General features: G+C 61.4%; 19 protein-coding genes, 1 pseudogene and 1 riboswitch. Of the genes and pseudogenes, 11 read left to right on the top strand and 9 right to left on the bottom strand.

Annotated elements, in window-relative coordinates:
• Positions 1–44: 44 nt before the first annotated feature.
• The 3 genes and pseudogenes from metJ to ACTG27_RS13910 all read left to right on the top strand — a co-directional run bounded on the left by metJ (position 45) and on the right by ACTG27_RS13910 (position 1,554).
• Positions 45–368, top strand: a complete 324-nt coding sequence (metJ, locus tag ACTG27_RS13920) for a met regulon transcriptional regulator MetJ (protein ID WP_005340251.1) — start codon at positions 45–47, stop codon at positions 366–368.
• A 6-nt stretch (positions 369–374) separates the two neighbouring features.
• A pseudogene (locus ACTG27_RS13915) lies at positions 375–1,131 on the top strand (helix-turn-helix domain-containing protein).
• A gap of 84 nt (positions 1,132–1,215) precedes the next feature.
• Positions 1,216–1,554, top strand: a complete 339-nt coding sequence (locus ACTG27_RS13910; RefSeq protein WP_439979836.1) for a tRNA-binding protein — start codon at positions 1,216–1,218, stop codon at positions 1,552–1,554.
• A 71-nt stretch (positions 1,555–1,625) separates the two neighbouring features.
• On the opposite strand, the gene ACTG27_RS13905 is transcribed toward ACTG27_RS13910, so the two are convergent.
• The 3 genes from ACTG27_RS13905 to nudE all read right to left on the bottom strand — a co-directional run bounded on the left by ACTG27_RS13905 (position 1,626) and on the right by nudE (position 4,793).
• Positions 1,626–2,897 (bottom strand): aromatic amino acid transport family protein, encoded by a 1,272-nt coding sequence (locus ACTG27_RS13905; protein ID WP_058056504.1) that lies wholly within the window; start codon positions 2,895–2,897, stop codon positions 1,626–1,628.
• A 437-nt stretch (positions 2,898–3,334) separates the two neighbouring features.
• Positions 3,335–4,147 carry a 3'(2'),5'-bisphosphate nucleotidase CysQ gene (cysQ, locus tag ACTG27_RS13900; RefSeq protein ID WP_323914901.1) on the bottom strand — a complete coding sequence of 271 codons (813 nt, stop codon included), beginning with the start codon at positions 4,145–4,147 and terminating at the stop codon, positions 3,335–3,337.
• Positions 4,148–4,184: 37 nt separating this feature from the next.
• Entirely contained in the window at positions 4,185–4,793 is a 609-nt protein-coding gene (nudE, locus tag ACTG27_RS13895) for an ADP compounds hydrolase NudE (protein WP_005340262.1), read from the bottom strand.
• A 147-nt stretch (positions 4,794–4,940) separates the two neighbouring features.
• On the opposite strand from nudE, the gene yrfG reads away from it, so the two are divergent.
• Positions 4,941–5,621, top strand: a complete 681-nt coding sequence (yrfG, locus tag ACTG27_RS13890) for a GMP/IMP nucleotidase (protein ID WP_439979835.1) — start codon at positions 4,941–4,943, stop codon at positions 5,619–5,621.
• Positions 5,622–5,689: 68 nt separating this feature from the next.
• On the opposite strand, the gene ACTG27_RS13885 is transcribed toward yrfG, so the two are convergent.
• The 4 genes from ACTG27_RS13885 to ACTG27_RS13870 all read right to left on the bottom strand — a co-directional run bounded on the left by ACTG27_RS13885 (position 5,690) and on the right by ACTG27_RS13870 (position 8,340).
• Entirely contained in the window at positions 5,690–5,902 is a 213-nt protein-coding gene (locus ACTG27_RS13885) for a hypothetical protein (RefSeq protein WP_040067337.1), read from the bottom strand.
• Positions 5,903–6,065: 163 nt separating this feature from the next.
• Positions 6,066–6,404, bottom strand: coding sequence for a DUF1294 domain-containing protein (locus ACTG27_RS13880; protein ID WP_159157701.1), 339 nt, complete (start codon positions 6,402–6,404; stop codon positions 6,066–6,068).
• Positions 6,401–6,991: a sugar O-acetyltransferase gene (locus tag ACTG27_RS13875; RefSeq protein WP_439979834.1), complete on the bottom strand. Its 591-nt coding sequence runs from the start codon at positions 6,989–6,991 to the stop codon at positions 6,401–6,403. Before ACTG27_RS13875 ends, ACTG27_RS13880 begins: the two co-directional genes overlap by 4 nt.
• A gap of 86 nt (positions 6,992–7,077) precedes the next feature.
• On the bottom strand, positions 7,078–8,340 hold the full coding sequence (locus ACTG27_RS13870) for an MgtC/SapB family protein (protein WP_279488800.1): 1,263 nt from the start codon (positions 8,338–8,340) through the stop codon (positions 7,078–7,080).
• A gap of 217 nt (positions 8,341–8,557) precedes the next feature.
• On the opposite strand from ACTG27_RS13870, the gene ACTG27_RS13865 reads away from it, so the two are divergent.
• From ACTG27_RS13865 to cbl, 6 genes are all read left to right on the top strand, one after another.
• Complete coding sequence (locus ACTG27_RS13865) at positions 8,558–9,559, top strand: sulfate ABC transporter substrate-binding protein (protein ID WP_201946985.1); 1,002 nt, start codon at positions 8,558–8,560, stop codon at positions 9,557–9,559.
• Positions 9,560–9,615: 56 nt separating this feature from the next.
• The gene (locus tag ACTG27_RS13860; RefSeq protein WP_439979833.1) at positions 9,616–10,191 is read left to right on the top strand and encodes an RBBP9/YdeN family alpha/beta hydrolase; all 576 of its coding nucleotides are present in this window, start codon (positions 9,616–9,618) and stop codon (positions 10,189–10,191) included.
• Between the two features lie 271 nt (positions 10,192–10,462).
• Positions 10,463–11,302, top strand: a complete 840-nt coding sequence (gene cysT, locus ACTG27_RS13855; RefSeq protein ID WP_040067348.1) for a sulfate ABC transporter permease subunit CysT — start codon at positions 10,463–10,465, stop codon at positions 11,300–11,302.
• A complete protein-coding gene (gene cysW / locus ACTG27_RS13850) occupies positions 11,299–12,189 on the top strand; it encodes a sulfate ABC transporter permease subunit CysW (protein WP_005343065.1) in 891 nt (296 codons plus the stop codon). The genes cysT and cysW overlap by 4 nt, the downstream gene beginning before the upstream one ends.
• 22 nt (positions 12,190–12,211) lie before the next feature.
• Positions 12,212–13,279: a sulfate/molybdate ABC transporter ATP-binding protein gene (locus ACTG27_RS13845; RefSeq protein ID WP_439979832.1), complete on the top strand. Its 1,068-nt coding sequence runs from the start codon at positions 12,212–12,214 to the stop codon at positions 13,277–13,279.
• A gap of 124 nt (positions 13,280–13,403) precedes the next feature.
• Positions 13,404–14,351: an HTH-type transcriptional regulator Cbl gene (gene cbl / locus ACTG27_RS13840; protein WP_439979831.1), complete on the top strand. Its 948-nt coding sequence runs from the start codon at positions 13,404–13,406 to the stop codon at positions 14,349–14,351.
• Positions 14,352–14,409: 58 nt separating this feature from the next.
• Here the strand turns inward: cbl and gbpA are convergent, their stop codons facing one another.
• Together gbpA and ACTG27_RS13830 are read right to left on the bottom strand one after the other, a co-directional pair.
• On the bottom strand, positions 14,410–15,831 hold the full coding sequence (gene gbpA, locus ACTG27_RS13835; RefSeq protein WP_439979830.1) for an N-acetylglucosamine-binding protein GbpA: 1,422 nt from the start codon (positions 15,829–15,831) through the stop codon (positions 14,410–14,412).
• A gap of 65 nt (positions 15,832–15,896) precedes the next feature.
• Positions 15,897–15,982, bottom strand: a riboswitch (cyclic di-GMP riboswitch).
• Between the two features lie 265 nt (positions 15,983–16,247).
• Positions 16,248–17,930: a methyl-accepting chemotaxis protein gene (locus ACTG27_RS13830; protein WP_113740062.1), complete on the bottom strand. Its 1,683-nt coding sequence runs from the start codon at positions 17,928–17,930 to the stop codon at positions 16,248–16,250.
• 276 nt (positions 17,931–18,206) lie between these two features.
• On the opposite strand from ACTG27_RS13830, the gene ACTG27_RS13825 reads away from it, so the two are divergent.
• Complete coding sequence (locus ACTG27_RS13825; protein WP_439979829.1) at positions 18,207–20,072, top strand: M3 family metallopeptidase; 1,866 nt, start codon at positions 18,207–18,209, stop codon at positions 20,070–20,072.
• Positions 20,073–20,129 lie beyond the last annotated feature (57 nt).

Raw genomic sequence — 20,129 nt, 5'->3', positions numbered from 1 at the left:
AGGGTTAAAATCCGCGCTCACGGCTAAATGAGAACAGGTGAGTCATGGGAACAGAGTGGAACGGCGACTACGTCAGCCCCTACGCGGAACACGGTAAGAAGAGCGAACAGGTCAAGAAGATTACCGTCTCGATCCCGCTCAAGGTGTTGAAAGTGTTGACCGATGAGCGCACCCGCCGTCAGGTGAACAACCTGCGCCATGCGACCAACAGCGAGCTGCTCTGTGAAGCCTTCCTGCACGCTTTCACCGGCCAGCCGCTCCCTTGCGACGAAGATTTGCGCAAGGATCAACCGGACAGTGTCCCGGCCGAAGCGCGCGCCATCATGGAAGCGCTGGGCAAAGAGATCGAAGATTTCGACAAGGAATAATCCCCAATGACGCGGCCCTGGCCGCGTCATTGCTATCTGCCATGTCCCGCTTCAGCCTGCGCCACTATCACCACCACGTCTGCAGTCATAGCCACGACTTTGCCCAGCTGGTGATCCCCCTCGACGGCCCCCTCGAGATCGAGGTGCAGGGCCGGGGGCGCAGGCTTGCCCCCGGTTCTGCCTGCGTCATCGCCCCCGGCGAGCGGCACGACTACGCTGCTGATCCGGCTCTTTCGTTTCTGGTGCAGGAGAGCGACTGGCTGCCCGGGGATCTGGCGGCCTGCCCCTTTATCGAGCTGGATGAGCCCCAGCGCCACTACCTCGCGTTTCTGCACCGCATGCTGGCCGAGGGGCGGCAGGTGGCGGGCATGGAGCAGGTGTGGCTCTCCCTGCTGGCGGAAGGGCAGGGGATGCAGAGCGCAGCCATTCCACGCCTTGCCGCTCGCATCCTCAAGGTGCAACGCCATATCGAGGCCAACCTCGCTGCCCCGCTGACCAATCAGCAACTCGCCGCCATCGCCTGTCTTGGCCAGAGCCAGTTCAAGCTCGCTTTTCGCCAGCAGCTGGGATGAGCGTTTCCCACTACATTCGCAGTCGACGCATGGCGCTGGCGCGTACCCTGCTTGCCGGTACGCAACTGCCCGTCGGCGAGATTGCCAGCCGCTGTGGTTACCAGAATCAGGGGGCCTTCAGCGAGCGCTTCCTGGCCGAGACCGGGCTTACTCCGTCCCTCTGGCGCCAGCAAAACGGCCACCTGCCGTAACGAAACGGCTGATCGCCGAAGACGGGATGCTCTCTTTGGGCCATGCTGCGGGTCATGCAAGGTACACGATAAACAGGAGCCGAAATGGAGACGATTAGCTGGCAGGATTTCGAGATGGTGGAGCTGAGGGTGGGCACCCTGGTGCGGGTCGAGCCGTTCCCCGAGGCGCGTAAACCGGCCTACAAGGTGTGGGCGGATTTTGGCCCTGAACTGGGGGTTCGCAAGAGCAGTGCCCAGATCACCGCTCTCTACCAGCCAGAGCAACTGGTGGGCCGCCAGATCATCGCCGTAGTCAACTTCCCGACCAAACAGATAGGGCCGTTTCAGTCTGAATTTCTGCTGACCGGTTTCTATCGGCTGGATGGCGCCGTAGTGATGGCCATTCCCGAGCGGGCGGTGGAGAACGGCGCCAAGCTGGGCTGAGTTCACACCCGAACAGAGACAAGAGAGGCGACCCCGGGGTCGCCTCTCTTTTTGTTATCTGCTGCGAGTCGTTACTTCAACAGGCTGAAGATCAGCGCCGATACCGCCAGCGACCCGGTCAGCAGGATAAAGCCGTTGGTCCAGCCGTGACGGAAGCGGGCCAGCGCCTCCACCTTGTAGATGGCAATCACCGGCATGATGAACAGGATCATGGCGATGACCGGGCCGGAGAGGGTCTCCATCAGTCCCAGAATGCCCGGGTTGATGACGGCGGCGCCCCAGATGGCGAAGAACATCAGGGCGATGCCTAGTTTGTCCGCCTTGGCAAGCGGCAGGCCGGTGGGCTTGGCGATCAGGCTTTTCAGGCTTTCACGGGCACCGAGGAAGTGGCCGAGGAAGGAGGAGCTGATGGCGATAAAGGCGATGAGCGGCCCCAGAGTCACGATCACCGGGTTGTCGGTGATGTTGGCGAGATAGGAGAGCACAGAGACGTTCTGGGCCTTGGCTTCGGCCAGCTGGGCTGGCGAAAGGCTCAGCACGCAGGAGAAGACGAAGAACAGCACGAAGCCCACCAGCATCACTGTGGTGTTGCGCAGGATCAGGCCGCTCTTGGCTTCTGCCTGCTCGCCATATTCACGACGCTGCACGTTGGCAAAACCGGAGATGGCGGCGGCGTGGCTGAAGGCGAACACGGTGACAGGCAGCGCCAGCCAGACGGTGTTGAGGAAGCTGACCCCCTCAAACGCGGTCACTTCCGGCCATTGCCACTGGGGAATGAGGTAGCAGGAGAGGGCCGCCAGAATGGCCGCCAGCGGATAGACCATAAAGGCGAAGGCACGCAGCATCGCCTTCTCACCCGCCAGCATCACGGCGATCATGGCAAACACCAGCACGCCGGAGAGCATCACCCGATCCGGGGTCGCCATGCCGAGCTGGTTGACCATAAAGCTCTCCACCGTGTTGGTCAGCCCGACCCCGTAGATGAGCAGGATCGGGAAGATGGAGAGGAAGTAGAGTGCCGAGATAAGGCGACCGGCCATCTTGCCGAAATGCTCCTCCGCCACTTCAGTGAAGTCGGCGTGGGGACGTGAAGAGGAGAGCACGAAGCGCGCCAGCCCGCGGTGGGCGAGGAAGGTCATGGGGCCTGCCAGTACTGCGACGATAACGAGGGGCCAGATGCCGCCCAGACCCAGATTGATGGGCAGGAACAGGATGCCGGCGCCAACGGCGGTGCCAAACAGGCTGATAACCCAGTGGGTGTCGTGACGGCGCCAGCGGGTGATGCTGGCAGTGGTGGAGCAGGAACCGGATAGCTCCTTGGTAGCCTCTACAGATAAACTCATTACTAATTCACTTTTTGTTAGTGTTTTAATCTGAGTTCATTGTGGTTTATCGGGATTTAATTCTCAAAAAGCGAGACTGAAACATATCACTGCTATTGCGGGGTTTAGCCAGCGAGATTGGGAATGGAATCTGGTTCACAGAATGTAACAAAACTGATATTTGTGATTTTTGTGAAATATAAAACCAAAATTTGATCCGCTCTCGTTTTTTTATTTTGGCTAAACAGGTGTTTTCAGAATTACGTGAAAAATCGTACCATTTCTCGCCGACCGATTGTGATGTTTCACTATCATTTCGCTTCTTTGCCAGCGTATCACGCTGTTCAAAAGCGCCTTTGGTAGCGGATCACACCGGCCATCACTCGGGGAAACTTCCCTGAAAAAGCAGGCGGCCATCGGGCCGCCTGCTTGTCTGGTGTGATGATATCGCTACTCGTCTAGTGGGCCAGAATGTTGCCCCAGGCGAGATCCGGATCCCCCATCACGATAAAGTCAGGGTTCTCCAGCGACTCGGTTTCGTTGTAACTGAGTGGCTGCAACGCCAGGCTGAGGATGCGGCCACCGGCCGCCTCGACGATGCACTGGGCGGCGGCGGTATCCCACTCGCCGGTAGGGCCGAGCCTTACGTAGCAATCGGCCGCACCTTCCGCCACCAGACAGGATTTGAGGGAGCTGGAGCCGAGCGGGATCAGCTCGTAGTTGATGGCCGGGTTGAGGCGGCGGGTGAGGTTCTCCAGCTTCTGGCGGCGGCTGATGGCTACTACCAGCGAGTCGGGCTGGTCATGCTCGTGATGTATGGCGCTGATGGGCAACACCTCGCCATTCACCTCCTTGAAGGCGCCGTAGCCGCGCACCGCCCAGTAGAGCACGTCAGACTCGGGGGCATAGATGACCCCGAGCACCGGCACATTGTCCCGCACCAGCGCGATCAGGGTGGCGAAGTCGCCGCTGCCCGCGATAAATTCGCCAGTGCCGTCGAGGGGATCCACCAGCCAGTACTGCCGCCAGTTGGATCGCTGGCTGAAGGGGATGTCGGCTGCCTCTTCGGTCAGCACCGGCACATGGGGGGTGAGCGCCGAGAGCGCCTGCTTGAGGTAGGCATCGGCAGCAAGATCGGCACTGGTGACCGGGGTCGCATCCTCCTTCAGCTGACGCTCGAACTGACCGCCGTGATAGATGTCGTGAAGGATCCTTCCGGCTTCGCGGGCAATCTCCTTGACCCCCGGCACCCAGGCCAACAACTCCTGCATCTCGTTATCCTCTGTCTGTTAACTGCCCGTCTGCGGGCTACTCTGCCTGCTCCGCCAGCCACTTCTGGGCCAAGAGCAGGGCACTGATGCTGCGCGACTCGGTGAAGTCGGGCCGCGCCAGCAATTCGTCGATCCGGTTGAGTGGCCAGGGGATCACCTCCAGCGGTTCGGGTTCATCGCCGATCCGCTGTTCGGGGAAGAGGTCCCGGGCCAGCAGGATGTCCATCCGGCTGGAGAAGTAACCGGGCGCCAGCGACACCTGCTTGAGTAGGGTCAGGCTGTTGGCGCCAAAGCCCGCTTCCTCCATCAGCTCCCGGTTGCCCGCCTCGAAGGCATCTTCGCCCGGGTCGATCAGCCCTTTAGGGAAGCCCAGCTCGTAGGAGTGGGTGCCGGCGGCATATTCGCGCACCAGCAGCAGGGTGTGGGCATCGAACAGCGGCACCACCATGACGGCGCCACGATTGCCGCCGCGCATCCGCTCGTAGACCCGCTCTTCGCCATTGGAGAACTTGAGGTGTAGCGATTCCACCTTGAACAGTCGGCTCTCGGCGACGATATCGGCTTTGAGGATCTCCGGTTTGCTCTTGGGATGATCCAGTTGGTCGGCAGAGATGTGCTCGGGTTTGCTCTTGTGGGGGTCGCTCATCGGACGCTGGCAGCTCGTTAAAAAATCGTGCTTCAAGAGTAAACGACTCTCACACCGAACACCACGGGCCAGGGATGGCAAAGGGGGAGGAAAAATCCGCTATACTGCCGCTCCATTTCTTTCGCGACACCGAGATCAAGAGACCCGATGCCACACTCCCGCGCTACCACCTTGCCCTGGCACCAGATAGACACCGTCTTGCTCGATATGGATGGCACCCTGATCGATCTGCATTTTGACAACCACCTCTGGCAGCAGCTGGTGCCGGAGCGTTACGCCGAGCGGCTCGGTCTGCCGCTGGATGAAGCCAAAGCGCAGATCGATGTCCACTATCACGCCGTCAACGGCACCCTCAACTGGTACTGCGTGGATTACTGGAGCGAGACCCTGGGACTCGATATTTGCGCCCTCAAGCAGGAGCTGCTGGCGAAGATCCAGTGGCGTCCCCACGCCATCCACTTTCTGGCCGCGCTGCGCGCCGCGGGCAAGCAGCTGGTGCTTTTCACCAATGCCCACCCCGCCAGTCTGTCGGTGAAGGATGCGCAGCTGGGGCTGAGCGACCATCTGGATCTGATGGTGAGTACCCACGAGCTGGGCTGGTCGAAGGAGAGCCAGTACTGCTGGCAGGCACTGGCCGAGCGGCTGGCGTTCGATCCGGCCCGCACCCTGTTTGTGGATGACAGCGAGCGGATCCTGCGGGCCGCCGCCGACTATGGCATCGGCTACCAGCTGGCGATCCAGAATCCGGATAGCTGCAAGCCGGAGCAGAGCATTACCGCTTTTCCGGCGATCCGCGACTATGCCGAGTTGCTGCCGCTGGCAATCTGAGCCTGCTGAAACAAGAGAGGGCTGCATCGTGCAGCCCTCTCTGTATCTGAAACCTTGCGGTGAAAAAATCACAGCTCCCGAAACGGGCGCCGTTTCTCCTCTTCGATGACGATCGCCTCCAGATTGGCGATCCTCTCCTGCAATTCTCTGATGATCATATCCTGCTTGCCGAGGCGGTCGGTGATGCGGGCATCCCCCATCTGATAGCGGGCCCGCTTGCCGAGATATCCGAACAATAGGCTGATAAATACGATCAGGACTATGCCTGTCCACATGGTCATGTCACGACTCCTTGTCGTCTATAAACGGCGAAAACGCTGATGGATCCGTTCTGTTTTCTCATAGCCGCCAATTGGCCGCAATGGGGCCCGTTTCGTCTTTGTGATGCAGTTGGCTATTGCTGCCAGAGCGGGCGGTCAAGCCACAATTTTGTTACTCGGGTGGCTATTGTTGCCAGAGGGGGCGGCCAAGCCAGAGGGCCCACAGGGTGAGGTGCAGCAGCACGATAAACCAGAAGACCAGCCGGTAGCTGCGCTTCTGGGTCTTGTGGCGCAGCCACTGGCGGGCCACCAGCGCCCCCGGCCAGCCGCCGCACAGCTCCAGCAGATGGAGCCTCGATTCGGGAATGCGCCACTCACCCCGTACCGCCTGCCGCTTGTCCCAGGCGTAGGCGGCTACCGTGAGCAGGCTCATGGAGAGCAACACGGCCAGGGGCCACCACTGCTGTTCGCCGAGGCCGAGCCAGAGGGCGGCGCCCAGTGGCAGCAGCGCCAGCGCCATCATTGGGCCAGCTCCCAGCAGCGCTCCTCGTCCTGCTTGAGGGTGCGGATCACCTTGGCCGGATTGCCCACTGCCACTGAGTCGGCCGGGATGTCGCGGGTCACCACGGTGCCGGCACCTATGATGGAGCGCGGCCCTATGGTGACGCCGGGGCAGATGATGGCGCCGCCACCAATCCAGCAGTCGTCACCGATCCGCACCGGCTTGTTGTAGGCGGTCCAGTTGCGTCGCTCCAGATAGTTCATGGTGTGGGTGGCGGTGTAGATCTGCACGTTGGGGGCCAGTAGCACATGGCTGCCGATGTGCACTTCGCCCACGTCGAGAATGGTGACGTTGAAGTTGAAGAAGGTCTTCTCGCCGATATGAATGTTGCGGCCGAATTCGCAGGTAAACGGCGTGCTGATCCAGCAGGAGTCGGGGCAGTGGCCAAAGAGCTCGCGGCAGATCTGCTGGCGCAGAGGGGCATCGCCCGCCGATGAACCATTGAGCCGGGCCAGCAGCGCCTGACCGCGGATCCGGTCGTTGGCTATCTCCTCGCTCTGGCTATCCAGTGCCCCGCCTGCCAGTACCTTGTCCCAGTCGCTCGCCATTGCTACCTCCCCATGCTGCAAGAGCAGGCAGTATACGTGACTGTCAGGGGCGCCGTCAGTCTGTCACTTGTTGCAGGTGATCCCGGTCATCCTGTTGGCCAGACGAGGGGAAGGATCAGCAGGGCCGAGACGAAGTAGGGGAGCAATACCCGCAGCCCGAGACTGCGCCCGCCGATGCCGAGGGCAAGCAACCCCTTTACCAGCGAGTTGACCAGTCCGGCGAGCAGAATGCCGCGAGCGGCCACCTCCAGTGCCAGCTCCTTGTGGGAGAGCTGGGAGAGTGACAGCGTGATGGCGTCCACGTCGGTGATCCCCGACACCAGCGACAGCAGATAGACCCCCGAGTTGCCTACCTTGTCTTGCAGCAGCGTTGCCATAAAGCCGATCAACGCCAGCAGCAGGCCGAACTTGATGGCGGTGGCCAGATCGAGCGGGTTGCTGGTTTCCGGCTGTACCGGGCCGTCAGTCAGCTCCTCGCGCTGGCGCCAGAACCAGAAGGCAAAGCCGTACACCGTGGTCGCCAGCAACACAAGCGGGGCGGCGAGGCGCATCGCCAGTTCGCTGTGAATGAGCAGCACCAGTACCAGCAGCCGCAGCCACATGGTGGCCCCCGCCAGCAGGATGCCGGTGGCCAGCAGCCGCTCCAGCCCTCCTTGTTCCTTGTTGAGGCGGGCAAACTGCAGGGTGAGGGCGGTGGAGGAGGCCAATCCCGCCAGTATGCTGGTGAGCACCAGTCCGGCGCGAGTACCGAGCAGCCGCACCGCGAAGTGGCCACAAAACGAGATGCCGGCGATCACCACCACCATCAGCCAGATTTTGAAGGGATTGAAAGCATCGAGGGGCCCCATCTCCTCGTTGGGCAGCACCGGCAACAGCACCAGCGAGATAAGCAGAAAGCGCAGGGTGGCGTGAAACTCGGTCTCGCTGAGAAAGAGCATCCCCTGCTGGATCTGTCCCTTCAAACCCATCAACAGGGCGGCCAGCACGGCGCAGGCCACCGCTTCGCTCGGGCTCAGCAGCACCGACATCAGCCCCAGCAAATAGGTGAGCAGCATAGCTACCGAGCTGGTGAGGCCAAACTCCCCTTGCCAGCGCTGGGCCAGCCAGACCGAGAGGCCGCAGCCGATCACCACCGCTAGAAGGCCGAGCAGCGGCAGCCAGGGGCCCAGGGTAGGCAGCAGCAAACCGCACACCCCGCCGAGCAGGCCGATGAGGCCGTAGGTACGCATCCCGGCGATGCGCTGGTTATCACCCAGCTGGCGAACCTGCCAGCCCCGTTCCAGTCCGATGATGAGGCCGATGGCCAGCGAGACCAGGGCACCGTTGACGGGTTCTGCATTGATCCACATAACGACTTCCTTTTCGTCATCTGCCTGCCTTGTTCCCATGATGGCACAGCGCTTGAGGTCACAGAGGGGCATGGCTCACAGAGTGTGCGTCCGGCTCCCGGTGCGGGTAGCTGAGCTGATATGAGCAAAAGAGATAAGCAAAGAGTTATTTCTTTCTTCTGGGCATAACAACTCCACGGCATGCTGTTCTCAACCCAACAAGATATGGAGTATCACCATGAAACTGCGAATGACCGCCCTGACCCTGTTCTCTCTGCTGGCATTTGGTCAGGCCAATGCCGCCGAGATCCGCCTGCTCAACGTCTCTTACGATCCGACCCGCGAGCTGTTTCAGGAGTACAACGCCGCCTTTGCCAAGGAGTGGAAGGCGAAGACCGGCGACGACGTGGTGGTGAGCCAGTCTCACGGTGGCTCCGGCAAGCAGGCCCGCGCTGTGGTGGATGGACTGGAGGCCGACGTGGTATCGCTGGCGCTGGCCTACGATGTCAACGCCATCGCCAAGGAGGGGCTGACCGCTGCCGACTGGCAGAGTCGCCTCGGCAACAACGCCTCGCCCTATACCTCCACCATTGTCTTCCTGGTGCGCAAGGGCAATCCCAAGCAGATCAAGGATTGGGATGATCTGGTGCGCAAGGATGTCGCCATCGTGACCCCCAATCCCAAGACCTCCGGCGGTGCCCGCTGGAACTATCTGGCCGCCTGGGGTTATGCCCTGAAGAAGAGCGGCAGTGAAGAGGGGGCCAAGCAGTTTGTCGGCGATCTCTTCAAGAACGTGAAGGTGCTGGACTCAGGCGCCCGCGGTGCCACCACCAGCTTTACCGAGCGTGGTCTCGGTGACGTGCTGCTGGCGTGGGAGAACGAAGCCCTGCTGGTGCTTGGTCAGGCGGGTGCCAGCGACAAGTTCGAGCTGGTGGTGCCTTCGGTCTCCATTCTGGCGGAGCCGCCGGTCGCGGTGGTGGACAAGGTGGCCAGGAAGCACGGTACCGAAGCGGTGGCCAAGGCCTATCTCGATTATCTCTACTCTGACGAGGGGCAGCATATCGTCGCCAAACATCACTATCGCCCCAGCAACCCGGCGATCCTGAAGGAGACGGCAACCCAGTTCCCGCAGCTTGCCTTCTTTACCGTCAAGGATCTGGAAGGGGATTGGGAGAAAGCCCAGAAGAAACACTTCGCCCAGGGCGGTCTGTTTGACCAGATCTATCAGCCGGGTCGTTGATAGCTTCGTTATCCATCACTGAACTGGCCCCTGTGCCAGCCGATAGGAGCACCAAGATGAACAAGATCCTCCTGGTTCCCGGTCTGCACAACAGTGGGCCGGATCACTGGCAGAGCCGCTGGCACGATCATTTTCCCCAATGGCAGCGGATGACCGGGCTACCGTGGGACAAGCCGGACCTCAGGGTCTGGAGTGCCAAGCTGGCGAGCAAGCTGAAACGTCGCCGCAGTCGGGTCCATCTGGTGGCTCACTCCTTCGGCGCCCTGACCGCCATCGCGGCGGCCCGCTTGCAGCCGGAGAAGGTGGCCTCGATCTTTCTGGTGGCGCCCGCCGATCCTGCCCGTTTTGGTATTGCGGATGAGGCCTTGGCCGGGCCGCTGCAGGTATCGGCCCAGCTGGTGGCCAGCCGCAATGATCCCTGGATGAGCTTTGAACGGGTCGAATACTGGAGCCGTCAGTGGCAGGTGCCGCTGTTCGATGCCGGTGAGGCGGGCCATATCAATGCCCAGTCAGGTCATGGGGACTGGCATCAGGGGCTGCATTTGCTGGGGGCTCTCTATCGCCGTGGTGAGCTGGTGGTGGCTCCGGTCAAGGCCTCATCGCCCCGGCCGGTCGTACTGGGCTTTCGCTAGGTATCTGTGAAGTGGTTGGAGGGTTGTCGGGCGCGCTGTTCGCTGGCTACTCCATGCCCCCGTTCTTTGAATGCTCCGCTCCGTATTGCTCCATTTCTTAGGTCTTTTATTTATATAAAAGACCTTTTTTTATTTGGAGTGCGCCAAGAGCCTTGTGACTCTGCGGTTAGACAAAAAAGTGATTAGCAAAGTCGCAATTGATGTTTGTTGCCGATGAGGGGAGTGCGCAGAATCACCATATCGAAAATTCTTCATAACAGATGGATGTGTTATGCGATTTGGTTCTTATTCTGTCCTGCCCGGTTTTGGCCCCACCTTGGGGTTCAGCTTGCTCTATCTGGGCCTGTTGGTGCTGTTGCCGCTCTCGGCCCTGGTGCTGTTTGCGATCAACAACCTGACCGCCGCCGAGTTCTGGCAGGTGATCGGTTCACCCCGGGTGCTCGCCTCCTTTCGCCTGAGCTTCGGTGCGGCCTTTGTCGCGGCGCTGCTCAACAGCCTGTTTGGCCTGATCCTGGCCTGGATCCTGGTGCGCTACACCTTCCCCGGTCGTCGTCTAGTGGATGCGCTGATCGACCTGCCATTTGCCATGCCGACCGCTGTCTCCGGCATCGCCCTGTGCGCCATCTTCGCCCCCAACGGCTGGATCGGCCAGTTGCTGGCGCCGCTCGGCATCCAGCTCGCCTACAACCCCATCGGCGTCGTTATCGCACTCACCTTTATCGGATTGCCGTTTGTGGTGCGCACCCTGCAGCCGGTGCTGCGGGAGGCTGAAACCGAGCAAGAGGAGGCGGCCGCCAGCCTCGGCGCCGATCGCTGGCAGACCTTTCTGCGAGTGCTCTGGCCCACCCTGGTGCCTGCCCTGCTGACCGGTTTTGCGCTGGCGTTTGCCCGCGGGGTGGGGGAGTACGGCTCCGTCATCTTTATCGCCGGCAACCTGCCGATGGTCTCGGAAATCGCGCCGCTGATGATCATGAGCCACCTGGAGGAGTATGACTATGCTGGTGCCTCCGCCATCGCAGTGGTGATGCTGCTGATTTCGTTCATTTTGTTACTGCTAATCAACAAGTTGCAGGCCTGGAGCTGGTCTCGCATCGGAGGGAGCCGGATATGAGTTCATCTGCTATCGCCATTGAGGCGGCCTCTGTGGAGGCGACCCCCGCTCGCAAGGCACCGGTCGTGATCCGTGAACCCCAGTGGGTCAAGTGGCTGCTCATCACCGTTGGTTTGGGCTGGTTTGCCGCCCTGTTGCTGCTGCCGTTGGCTACCGTCTTTATTCAGGCGCTGACGCCGGGGCTCGCCTTCTTCTGGCACGCCATCAGCGAGCCGGATGCCCTGAGCGCCCTCGGTCTCACCGCACTGGTGACCCTCTGCGCCGTTCCCCTCAATCTGCTGTTCGGGATCGCGGCAGCCTGGGCCATCGCCCGTTTCCGCTTTCCCGGTCGGCAACTGCTCATCACCATCATCGATCTGCCCTTCTCGGTGTCGCCGGTGATCGCCGGTCTGATGCTGGTGTTGATGTTCGGTAGCCGCGGCTGGTTTGGTGACTGGCTGAGCGAGCACGACATCAAGATCATTTTCGCCACCCCGGGGATCATCCTGGCTACCACCTTCATCACCGTGCCCTTCGTGGTGCGCGAGCTGCTGCCCCAGATGGAGGCGCGCGGCCCGGAAGAGGAAGAGGCGGCCATCATGCTGGGGGCGAGCGGCCTGCAGATGTTCTGGCGCGTCACCCTGCCCGGCATTCGCTGGAGCCTGATGTACGGCCTGCTGCTCTGTACCGCCCGTGCGGTCGGGGAGTTTGGCGCGGTGTCGGTGGTTTCCGGTCATATTCGCGGCCAGACCAATACCCTGCCGCTGCATATCGAGATCCTCTACAACGAGTACCAGACCGGCGCCGCCTTTGCAGTGGCAAGCCTCTTGGCTCTGTTCGGGATCTTCACCCTGCTGGGTGAAACCCTGTTGGCCCGGCTGCGTGCCCAGCCCACCAAATCTCACTGATCACCGTTTTAAAGAGGCAGCCATGAGCATTCAGGTTCAACAACTCAACAAGTATTTCAATCAGTACGCGGCGCTGGCAGACATCAACCTCGACTTTCACGACGGTGAGCTGGTGGCCCTGCTTGGCCCCTCCGGCTGTGGCAAGACTACCCTGCTGCGGATCATCGCCGGGCTGGAGCAGGCCGACAGTGGCAGCGTCATCATCCGCGGTGAGGACGCCTCGGATCTCCATGTGCGTGAGCGCAACGTCGGCTTCGTGTTCCAGCACTACGCCCTGTTTCGCCACATGACGGTATTCGAAAACGTGGCGTTTGGCCTGCGGGTCAAACCGCGCAGCGAGCGCCCGGCCGAGACGGCGATCCGTGCCCGGGTCAAAGAGCTGCTGGATCTGGTGCAGCTCAGCCACGTGGCCGAGCGCTATCCGACCCAGCTCTCCGGCGGTCAGCGCCAGCGGGTTGCGTTGGCCCGCGCGCTGGCGGTGCAGCCCAAGGTGTTGCTCTTGGACGAGCCCTTCGGCGCCCTCGATGCGCAGGTGCGCAAGGAGCTGCGTCGCTGGCTGCGCGAGCTGCACGACGAGCTGCACGTCACCAGTCTGTTCGTTACTCACGATCAGGAAGAGGCGCTGGAGGTAGCGGATCGGGTGGTGCTGATGAATGCCGGACGGGTCGAGCAGATCGGCACCCCGGCCGAGGTCTACGACCAGCCCGCCAGCTCCTTCGTCCACAGCTTCCTTGGCAGCGTGAATCAGTTCCGCGGTCGGGTGGCGGAGCAGGGATTCGGTGTTGGCGAGCAGCTGCTCGGCGGGCCGTCGGCTTCTCATCTGGCCCACGGCAGTGCCGCCATCGCCTATGTCCGTCCCCATGAACTGGAGATCTTGCCAGCCGATGCGCCGGGCGGGATCCGCGCCACCATTACCCGCCTGCTGCCCATGGGGCCGCGCATTCGGGTGGAGCTGCGCGGTGACGGTGAGACCAAAGGGGCTCACTATGAGGCGGAGCTGACCAAGGAGGCGGCCAAGCTGTTTTCCCCGGGGCAGGGGGTGCGGCTGGTGGCCAGACAGGCTCAGTTCTATCCCGATTATCAGATTTGATGTTGTGTTGCGGGCGGTGTGGCCGCCCGGGTTCAGGCGCTTTGCCGGGGCATGATCCGGCCAAATAACAAAAATGAGAGGGGCGAGCAGATTGTGTCGCCCACTCTTCGCAGGAGGCGACAAGGTGAATTTTCAGCAGTTACGCATTATCCGGGAGGCCGCGCGGCGGGATTACAACCTGACCGAGGTGGCCAACGCCCTTTTTACCTCGCAATCCGGGGTGAGTCGCCATATCCGCGAGCTGGAAGAGGAGCTCGGTATCGAACTATTTATACGCTACGGCAAGCGGCTGCTCGGTATGACCGAGCCTGGCAAGGAGCTGCTGGTGATTGCCGAGCGCATTCTCAATGACGCCAACAACATCCGCAAACTGGCCAGCACCTTCGCCAACCGCGACTCGGGACGTTTACTGGTGGCGACCACCCATACTCAGGCCCGCTATGCCCTGCCGCGGGTGGTGAAGGCGTTTCGCGAGCAGTTCCCGCTGGTGCAGCTGGAGCTGCGTCAGGGTAGCCCGGAGGAGATAGTGCGGCTGGTGCAGACCGGCGAGGTGGATATCGGCATCAGCAGCGAGCAGCTCGACAAGAGCGAAGGGGTGGTGGCATTTCCCTACTACCGCTGGCACCACAATATCGTGGTGCCCGAGCAACATCCGCTGACTGGCGAGCGGGATCTGACGCTGGCGGCGCTGGCCAACTGGCCTATCGTCACCTATCAAGCCGGGTTGACCGGGCGGGTGCGGGTGGATGAAGCCTTTGCTGCGGCTGGCATTGAGCCGCAGATCCTGCTGACGGCGCAGGACTCCGATGTCATCAAGACCTATGTCGAGCTGGAGATGGGGGTCGGCATACTGGCCGATATGGCGTTCGACGCCCAGCGCGATCAGGGGCTGGTACAGCTCGACGGCAGCCGGCTGTTTGCCCCCCACACGGCCTGGATTGGCCTCAAGCAGGGGCAGTTCCAGCACAACTTTGCCTGGCAGTTTATCCAGCTCTGCAACCCCGAGCTGGCGCTGGCGGATATTCAAGCCCGCGCCATGGGCAGCGAGCCAGCCCTCGACTTCCAGATTTGAATAGGAAGAGATGACAAAAGGGGAGCCAATGGCTCCCCTTTTGCTCTCCGGCGACGAGTTACTTCACTTCATCCCAGGCCATTTGCCAGTGGGAGCCGATGCCCGGCTCGTACTGGGTGGCTGTGGTGGTCCACTGCTGGCAGTAGCCGCTGTAGGGGAAGGGCTTGCACTGATAGACCTTGCCATTTTTCGGCTGCTGCACCTTGGTGCCGGCGGCATAGGATTTGAGCGAGTTCGGGAAGACGAAGTCGTATTCGCCGCTGCTCTGCTCCTTGAATATCAGATCCATGGTCTGTTGGATGGTCTCGCCGCCCGCTTTCGGGGTGGCCTTGATCACCAGCTGGTGGTGACCAGCCTTGAGACCTTCCAGCGCCATGGTGAAGGTGTGGCTGCTGTCCTTGATGTCGGCACTGCTTTCACCCTTGGCGACGCCGCCGTGGTCATAGAGGGTGTTGGTGACGGCCAGATCGCCCTGTGCGGTGACGGTGAAATCGAGGGTTGCCTTGCCGTTGTCCAGCACATAGTCGCTGGCCAGACCGCTGACGCTGATGCTGTCCACTACCGGCGGCTGCAGCTGTTGCAGATCAATCTCGACTCGATCCAGTTTGCTGTCTCGATGCAGATAGACGGAGTTCATACCGTAGACCGGATTGAACTGGCCATCGGCTCCTTGCTGACCGGCGCGGATCAGGCTTTGCTCGGCGTTGATCTTGCTGGCGAGGGCATGGGCCCAGCTGTTCTTCTGGCCCAGCTCGGCGGTGGTGATGGTCAGCACGGTCTGCAGATCGGGGCGCTCGCCGTTGGCATCGAATACCCGGGTCATCGCCTTGTCACCCACAGCAAGGTCGATGGAGGGGTAGATGGTGCCTGCCTGGCTCCACTCCAGCGGCGGCTGGCTACCATCTTTGAACTTGGCATCGATGATGTTGTAGAAACTGTTGCTGGTGTCGCCCACTTCCCACACGCCGAGGATCACTTGATAACCGGTGCGCTCCGGCAGGACACAGTTGTGGGTCACCTGCTTGGGCGGCTGCACCATGTTGCCGTCGATGACGCAGAAGGGGGTCAGGTCGAACGAGGCGCGGGTGAGCGGCTGGTTGGGGTTCCAGTCCTGCTTGGTGAGGTAGTAGCGCCAGTTGCGGGTGACGTGGTTGGCGGTGAAGGTCCAGCTGATGGCGAAGGGGCCGGGCTGTACTTCACGCTTGGTCCAGCGGTCGCTGGTCTGGATGTTCAGCTCGCTCCAGCGCGGGCTGCCCGCCGAGGCGATTTGACCATCCTGCGGGCCGGTTTGCGGGAAGCCTGATGGGCCCTCCACGCTCTGGGGTTCCCACTGCACGCCGCCACACTGGCTGTTGCCACCGGTTTTGCACAGGTAGTTGCGACTCTCGGGCTGGCTGATGTAGCCGTGGGCCAGGGCGCTACCGCTGGCCAGCAGGGCCAGCATCGCCGCGATGTGATTGAGTTGGATTTTTGCTGCCATACATTCCTCTGTTCGATAGATGTGGGCAGTCAGTTGGCCGGGGAGTTCCCCGATGCACACTTGCGTGTGGCAACCCCGCTATCCTGGACAAAACGTCTGTAGACCGGAGGCTTTGCGTCCCGACCTTTCGGTCAGTTTGCCAAATGACTAGATGGTTAGTGATGGGCCAAATGTTCGGCCATCAGCATTGTGCACTGCATTGATTAATTATTTGAAGTTAAATGTTTAAATGCGCCATTCAATGGCGCGAAAATCATTCTAACTGGCTGTTTTTAAATTGTTCTCTTATCTGTGAATGGCACCGATTAACGTTGAATATGCCGATAAGATGCATGTTGATTGCGTGTTGCTGACGTAAAAAAAACCTGCCAGCTTGCCTGGCAGGTCGGGTGACAAGGCGACACGGATTGACGCCATCAATGACGGGCGCGCTGCTCTCCGGAGGGGGGAGATACGGGAGCCATCATTGGCGCTGCAGCTGACTCCTTGCCCAGTTTGAACACCGCAAGTCGCTCATCCAGACTGCGGGAGAGACCGGCCAGCAACTCGCTCTCCTGCGCCAGTTGCGAGGCGGACTGGGACATCTCCAGCGCCGAGTCGTTGATGCCGCTGACGTTGCGGTTCATATCCTCGGCCACCATGCTCTGCTGCTCGGCGGCGGTGGCGATCTGGGTCGCCATGTCGCTTACATGCTGGATGTGGTTGACGATCAGGGTGAGATCCTGCCCCGCCTGCTGGGACTGGTTGACGCTGCTCTCTGCCAGTTTGCGGCTGGTATCCATGGCGTTGGCGGCGGTGACGGCCCGTTGCTGCAGCTGGGCAATGGTGCTCTGGATCTCTTCGGTGGATTGGCGAGTGCGGCTGGCCAGCTGGCGCACCTCGTCGGCCACCACGGCAAAACCGCGGCCCTGCTCACCGGCACGGGCTGCCTCGATGGCGGCGTTGAGGGCCAGCAGGTTGGTCTGCTCCGAAATGGCGCTGATGACGGCGGTCACTTCGCTGATCTGCATTACCCCCTCCTTGAGCTGGTTGACCTGCTGGGTGGCCTGCTCCACCTCGGTGGCCAGCGCCTTGATGCCGTGCACGCTGGCGTGAACGTCGCGGTTGCCGAGACCTGCTTCACCGGTCGCTTCCTGGGTATCCCGCGCGGTATTTTCGGCGTGCCCGGCCACATCGGAGATGGTGGCGCTCATCTCGTTCATGGCGGTAGCGAGCTGGGCCAGCTGATCCCGCTGGCTGGTCACCGCCTGATTGGTCTGCTCGGCAGAGGCGGCGATGCGCAGGGCGGCATCGGCCACGTTGCGAGCCCCCTGACTGGCCTCCAGCAGGGCGTGACGGATGGCATCGAGACTCTGGTTGGTGCAGCGGGCGACCACTCCCAGCTCATCCTTGCCCTGTACCGGGATGCTTACCACCAGATCCCCCTTGGCGACTCGTTGCATAGCGTGGTTGATCTGGCTGAGGGGGGAGACGATGGAATGGGTGATGCGCCAGCCCAGCAGCCCCATCAGCAGGATCACGATGGCGGTGGCGGTCCCCATCTTCATGTACTGGGCCCAGATGGTCTGCTGAATATCTTGCAGCAGCATGCCGGAACCGAGGATCCAGCCCCAGGGCTGATAGCCGGAGACCATGGAGAGCTTGTCGGCGGTCTCACCGGACGGGCCGACCCAGACATATTGCAGAGTGCCCTGTTTGCCCCCTTTGGCGATATCCACCATCTGATACCAGAACTGCCCTGCGGTGGCGGCGCCCCCTTCACCCATCTTCTGGCCGACCAGTTCGGGACGGATGGGGTGAACCACCATGGTGCGGTTCTCGTCGATGACGAACAGGTAGTTGTTGCCATCAAAGCGGGTGTTGGTCAGCAGCTTGCGCGCCTCCTGCTGGGCCTGCTCTGCTGGCAGGGTGCTGGCCAGAAACTGGATCTGGCTCATGGCCTGCTCCAGTACCGCATTGAGCCGCGCCTCTCGCTCGCTCATCAGATTGCGCTGGAGCGCGTTGGCCGAGATAAGCAGCAGCGAGACAAAACCGACAAACGCCAGTGCGAGCAGCAAAATCAATTTGCGGCTCACGGTAATATCACCGAGCTTGAACATGACTAAACCCTCATTTCCCTGTTGATTTTATGTGGCTCTGTACTGCGGCAGCCAGTTCGTAAGAGTTAACAACTCATTTACTTTCAGTCTCTTGCCGAGCTTTCTCAAATGAGCGTTTTAACATCAGTATAGTCAGCAGACAGCAACCCCCACTTTTTGGTAGCGTGTTCAGGCGCATCCCTGCGCAATTTTTGCCAAAGAGTGTGAATCATTTGGCATTTCACTAAAAAAAGGAGTGGGCCCCGCTGCGGGTGACCCCATAACAAGAGGGAATTTATGAGTTCCATTGCCAGGAATTACTTCAACCAGCTCAACGCCGACTACCTGCAGGTTCACAGGCGCAAGGAGGATCTCTTCTGGTCCACCTATATGGGCACCAGCGACGATCAGGCCGGTTTCACCGCGGCCGAGCAGGCCTATAAGGCCTTTTGTGCCAATCCGGCCCGTCTGCCCGAATTGCGGGAGATATTGGCGCAGGCCGACGAGGATGATCTCAAACGCGGTCTGCAAGGCTGGATCGCCTTCTTCGAGTGCAATGTGATTGAAGATCCCGCCGCTGCCGCCCTGATGGATGAGCTGGTAGCCGCCGAGGCGGAGCTGTTCGCCCGCCGCAAGGGGCTGAAACTGACCCTGCTGGATGAGCAGGGTCAGCAGGTCGCAGGCAGCCTGCCCGCCGCCAGCACCTCCCTTGCCGCCAGCCCGAGCGAGGTGGTGCGCCAGAGCGCGCTCGCCATGTTCCACACCCTGGAGCGGTGGGTGGTCGGCAACGGTTTTCTCGAGGTGGTGGCGATCCGCAACCGCTTTGCCCGCGCCATGGGCTATCGCGACTACTTCGACTACAAGGTGCGCAAGAACGAGCAGATGAGCCCGGAGCAGCTGTTCGCCATCCTCGACGACTTTATTGCCCGCACCGACGCCCGGTTGCAGCAGAGTCTGGTCGAGCTGAAGGCCGCCAAGGGCGAGGCGGCCCTGCTGCCCCACAACCTGCGTTACAGCGTGAGCGGCGATGTGACCCGCCAGCTCGATCCTTACGTGCCCTTCTCGCGGGCGCTGCGGGATTGGGTCGAGAGCTTCCGCCGGCTCGGCATCCAGTATCGTGGTGCGACCCTGACCCTGGACTTGCTGACCCGGGAGGGGAAATACGAGAACGGCTTCTGCCATGGCCCGGTACCGAGCTTCTTCCAACAGGGGGAGTGGGTGCCAGCTGTGGTCAATTTCACCAGCCTGGCCGATCCGGCGCAGGTGGGCAGCGGCTGGAGTGGCCTCAACACCCTGTTCCACGAGGGGGGCCACGCCGCGCACTTTGCCAATGTCACCGGCAACGCCCCCTGCTTCTCACAGGAGTTTCCGCCCACCTCCATGGCTTATGCCGAAACCCAGTCGATGTTCTGCGACAGCCTGCTGGACGATGCCGACTGGCTCAAACGCTACGCCAGAAATGCGGCAGGAGAGGCTGTTCCCGATGCCCTCATCAAGGAGATGATCGCCGCCCGCCAGCCGTTTCGCGCTTTTAACGAACGCCAGATCGCGCTGGTGGCCTACTTCGAACGGGATCTCTACGCCATGGATGAGGCCGAACGTACCCCCGAGGCTGTGCTGGCGCTGGCCCGCCAGTGGGAGCGCAAGATTGTCGGGGTCGAGAGCCCGCGCCCGCTGCTGGCCATTCCGCACCTTCTTAATCAGGAGTCAGCCTGCGCCTATCACGGCTACCTGCTGGCGCTGATGGCGGTGGAGCAGACCCGCGCCTACTTCCTCAAGCGTGATGGTTACCTCACTGACAACCCGCGTATCGGGCCGGATCTGGCCGCCCACTACTGGGGACCGGGCAATGGCATGACTCACGATGAGACTTTGCGCAGCCTGACTGGCGAGGGGTTTAGCGCAGTGCCGCTGGCCGAGGCATGCAACCTGAGCGCTGCTGAAGCCTGGCAACAGGCTAAGGCCTGCATGGCCGCCGCCCAGCAGCGCCCCGCGGCGGGTGAGGGAAGCCCGCTCGATGCCCATATCCGGGTGGTACACGGAGCCGAGCTTATCGCCGACAACAGCGAGTCGGAAACCCGCATGCTGGCCGATTTCGAAGCGTGGATTACCCGGCGCTACTTTGCTGGAGATGTCAGAGAGGAGTTGAGCTGCGTGCAGTAAGTGATGTGATGAAGGCCGGCTTGTTATGAATAGGCAATTGGCAGGCGGGGAAACCTT

This window comes from Aeromonas sp. 97A, assembly GCF_051919185.1.
Lineage (GTDB): Bacteria > Pseudomonadota > Gammaproteobacteria > Enterobacterales > Aeromonadaceae > Aeromonas > Aeromonas veronii.
This window is presented reverse-complemented; position numbering and strand designations above follow the sequence as displayed.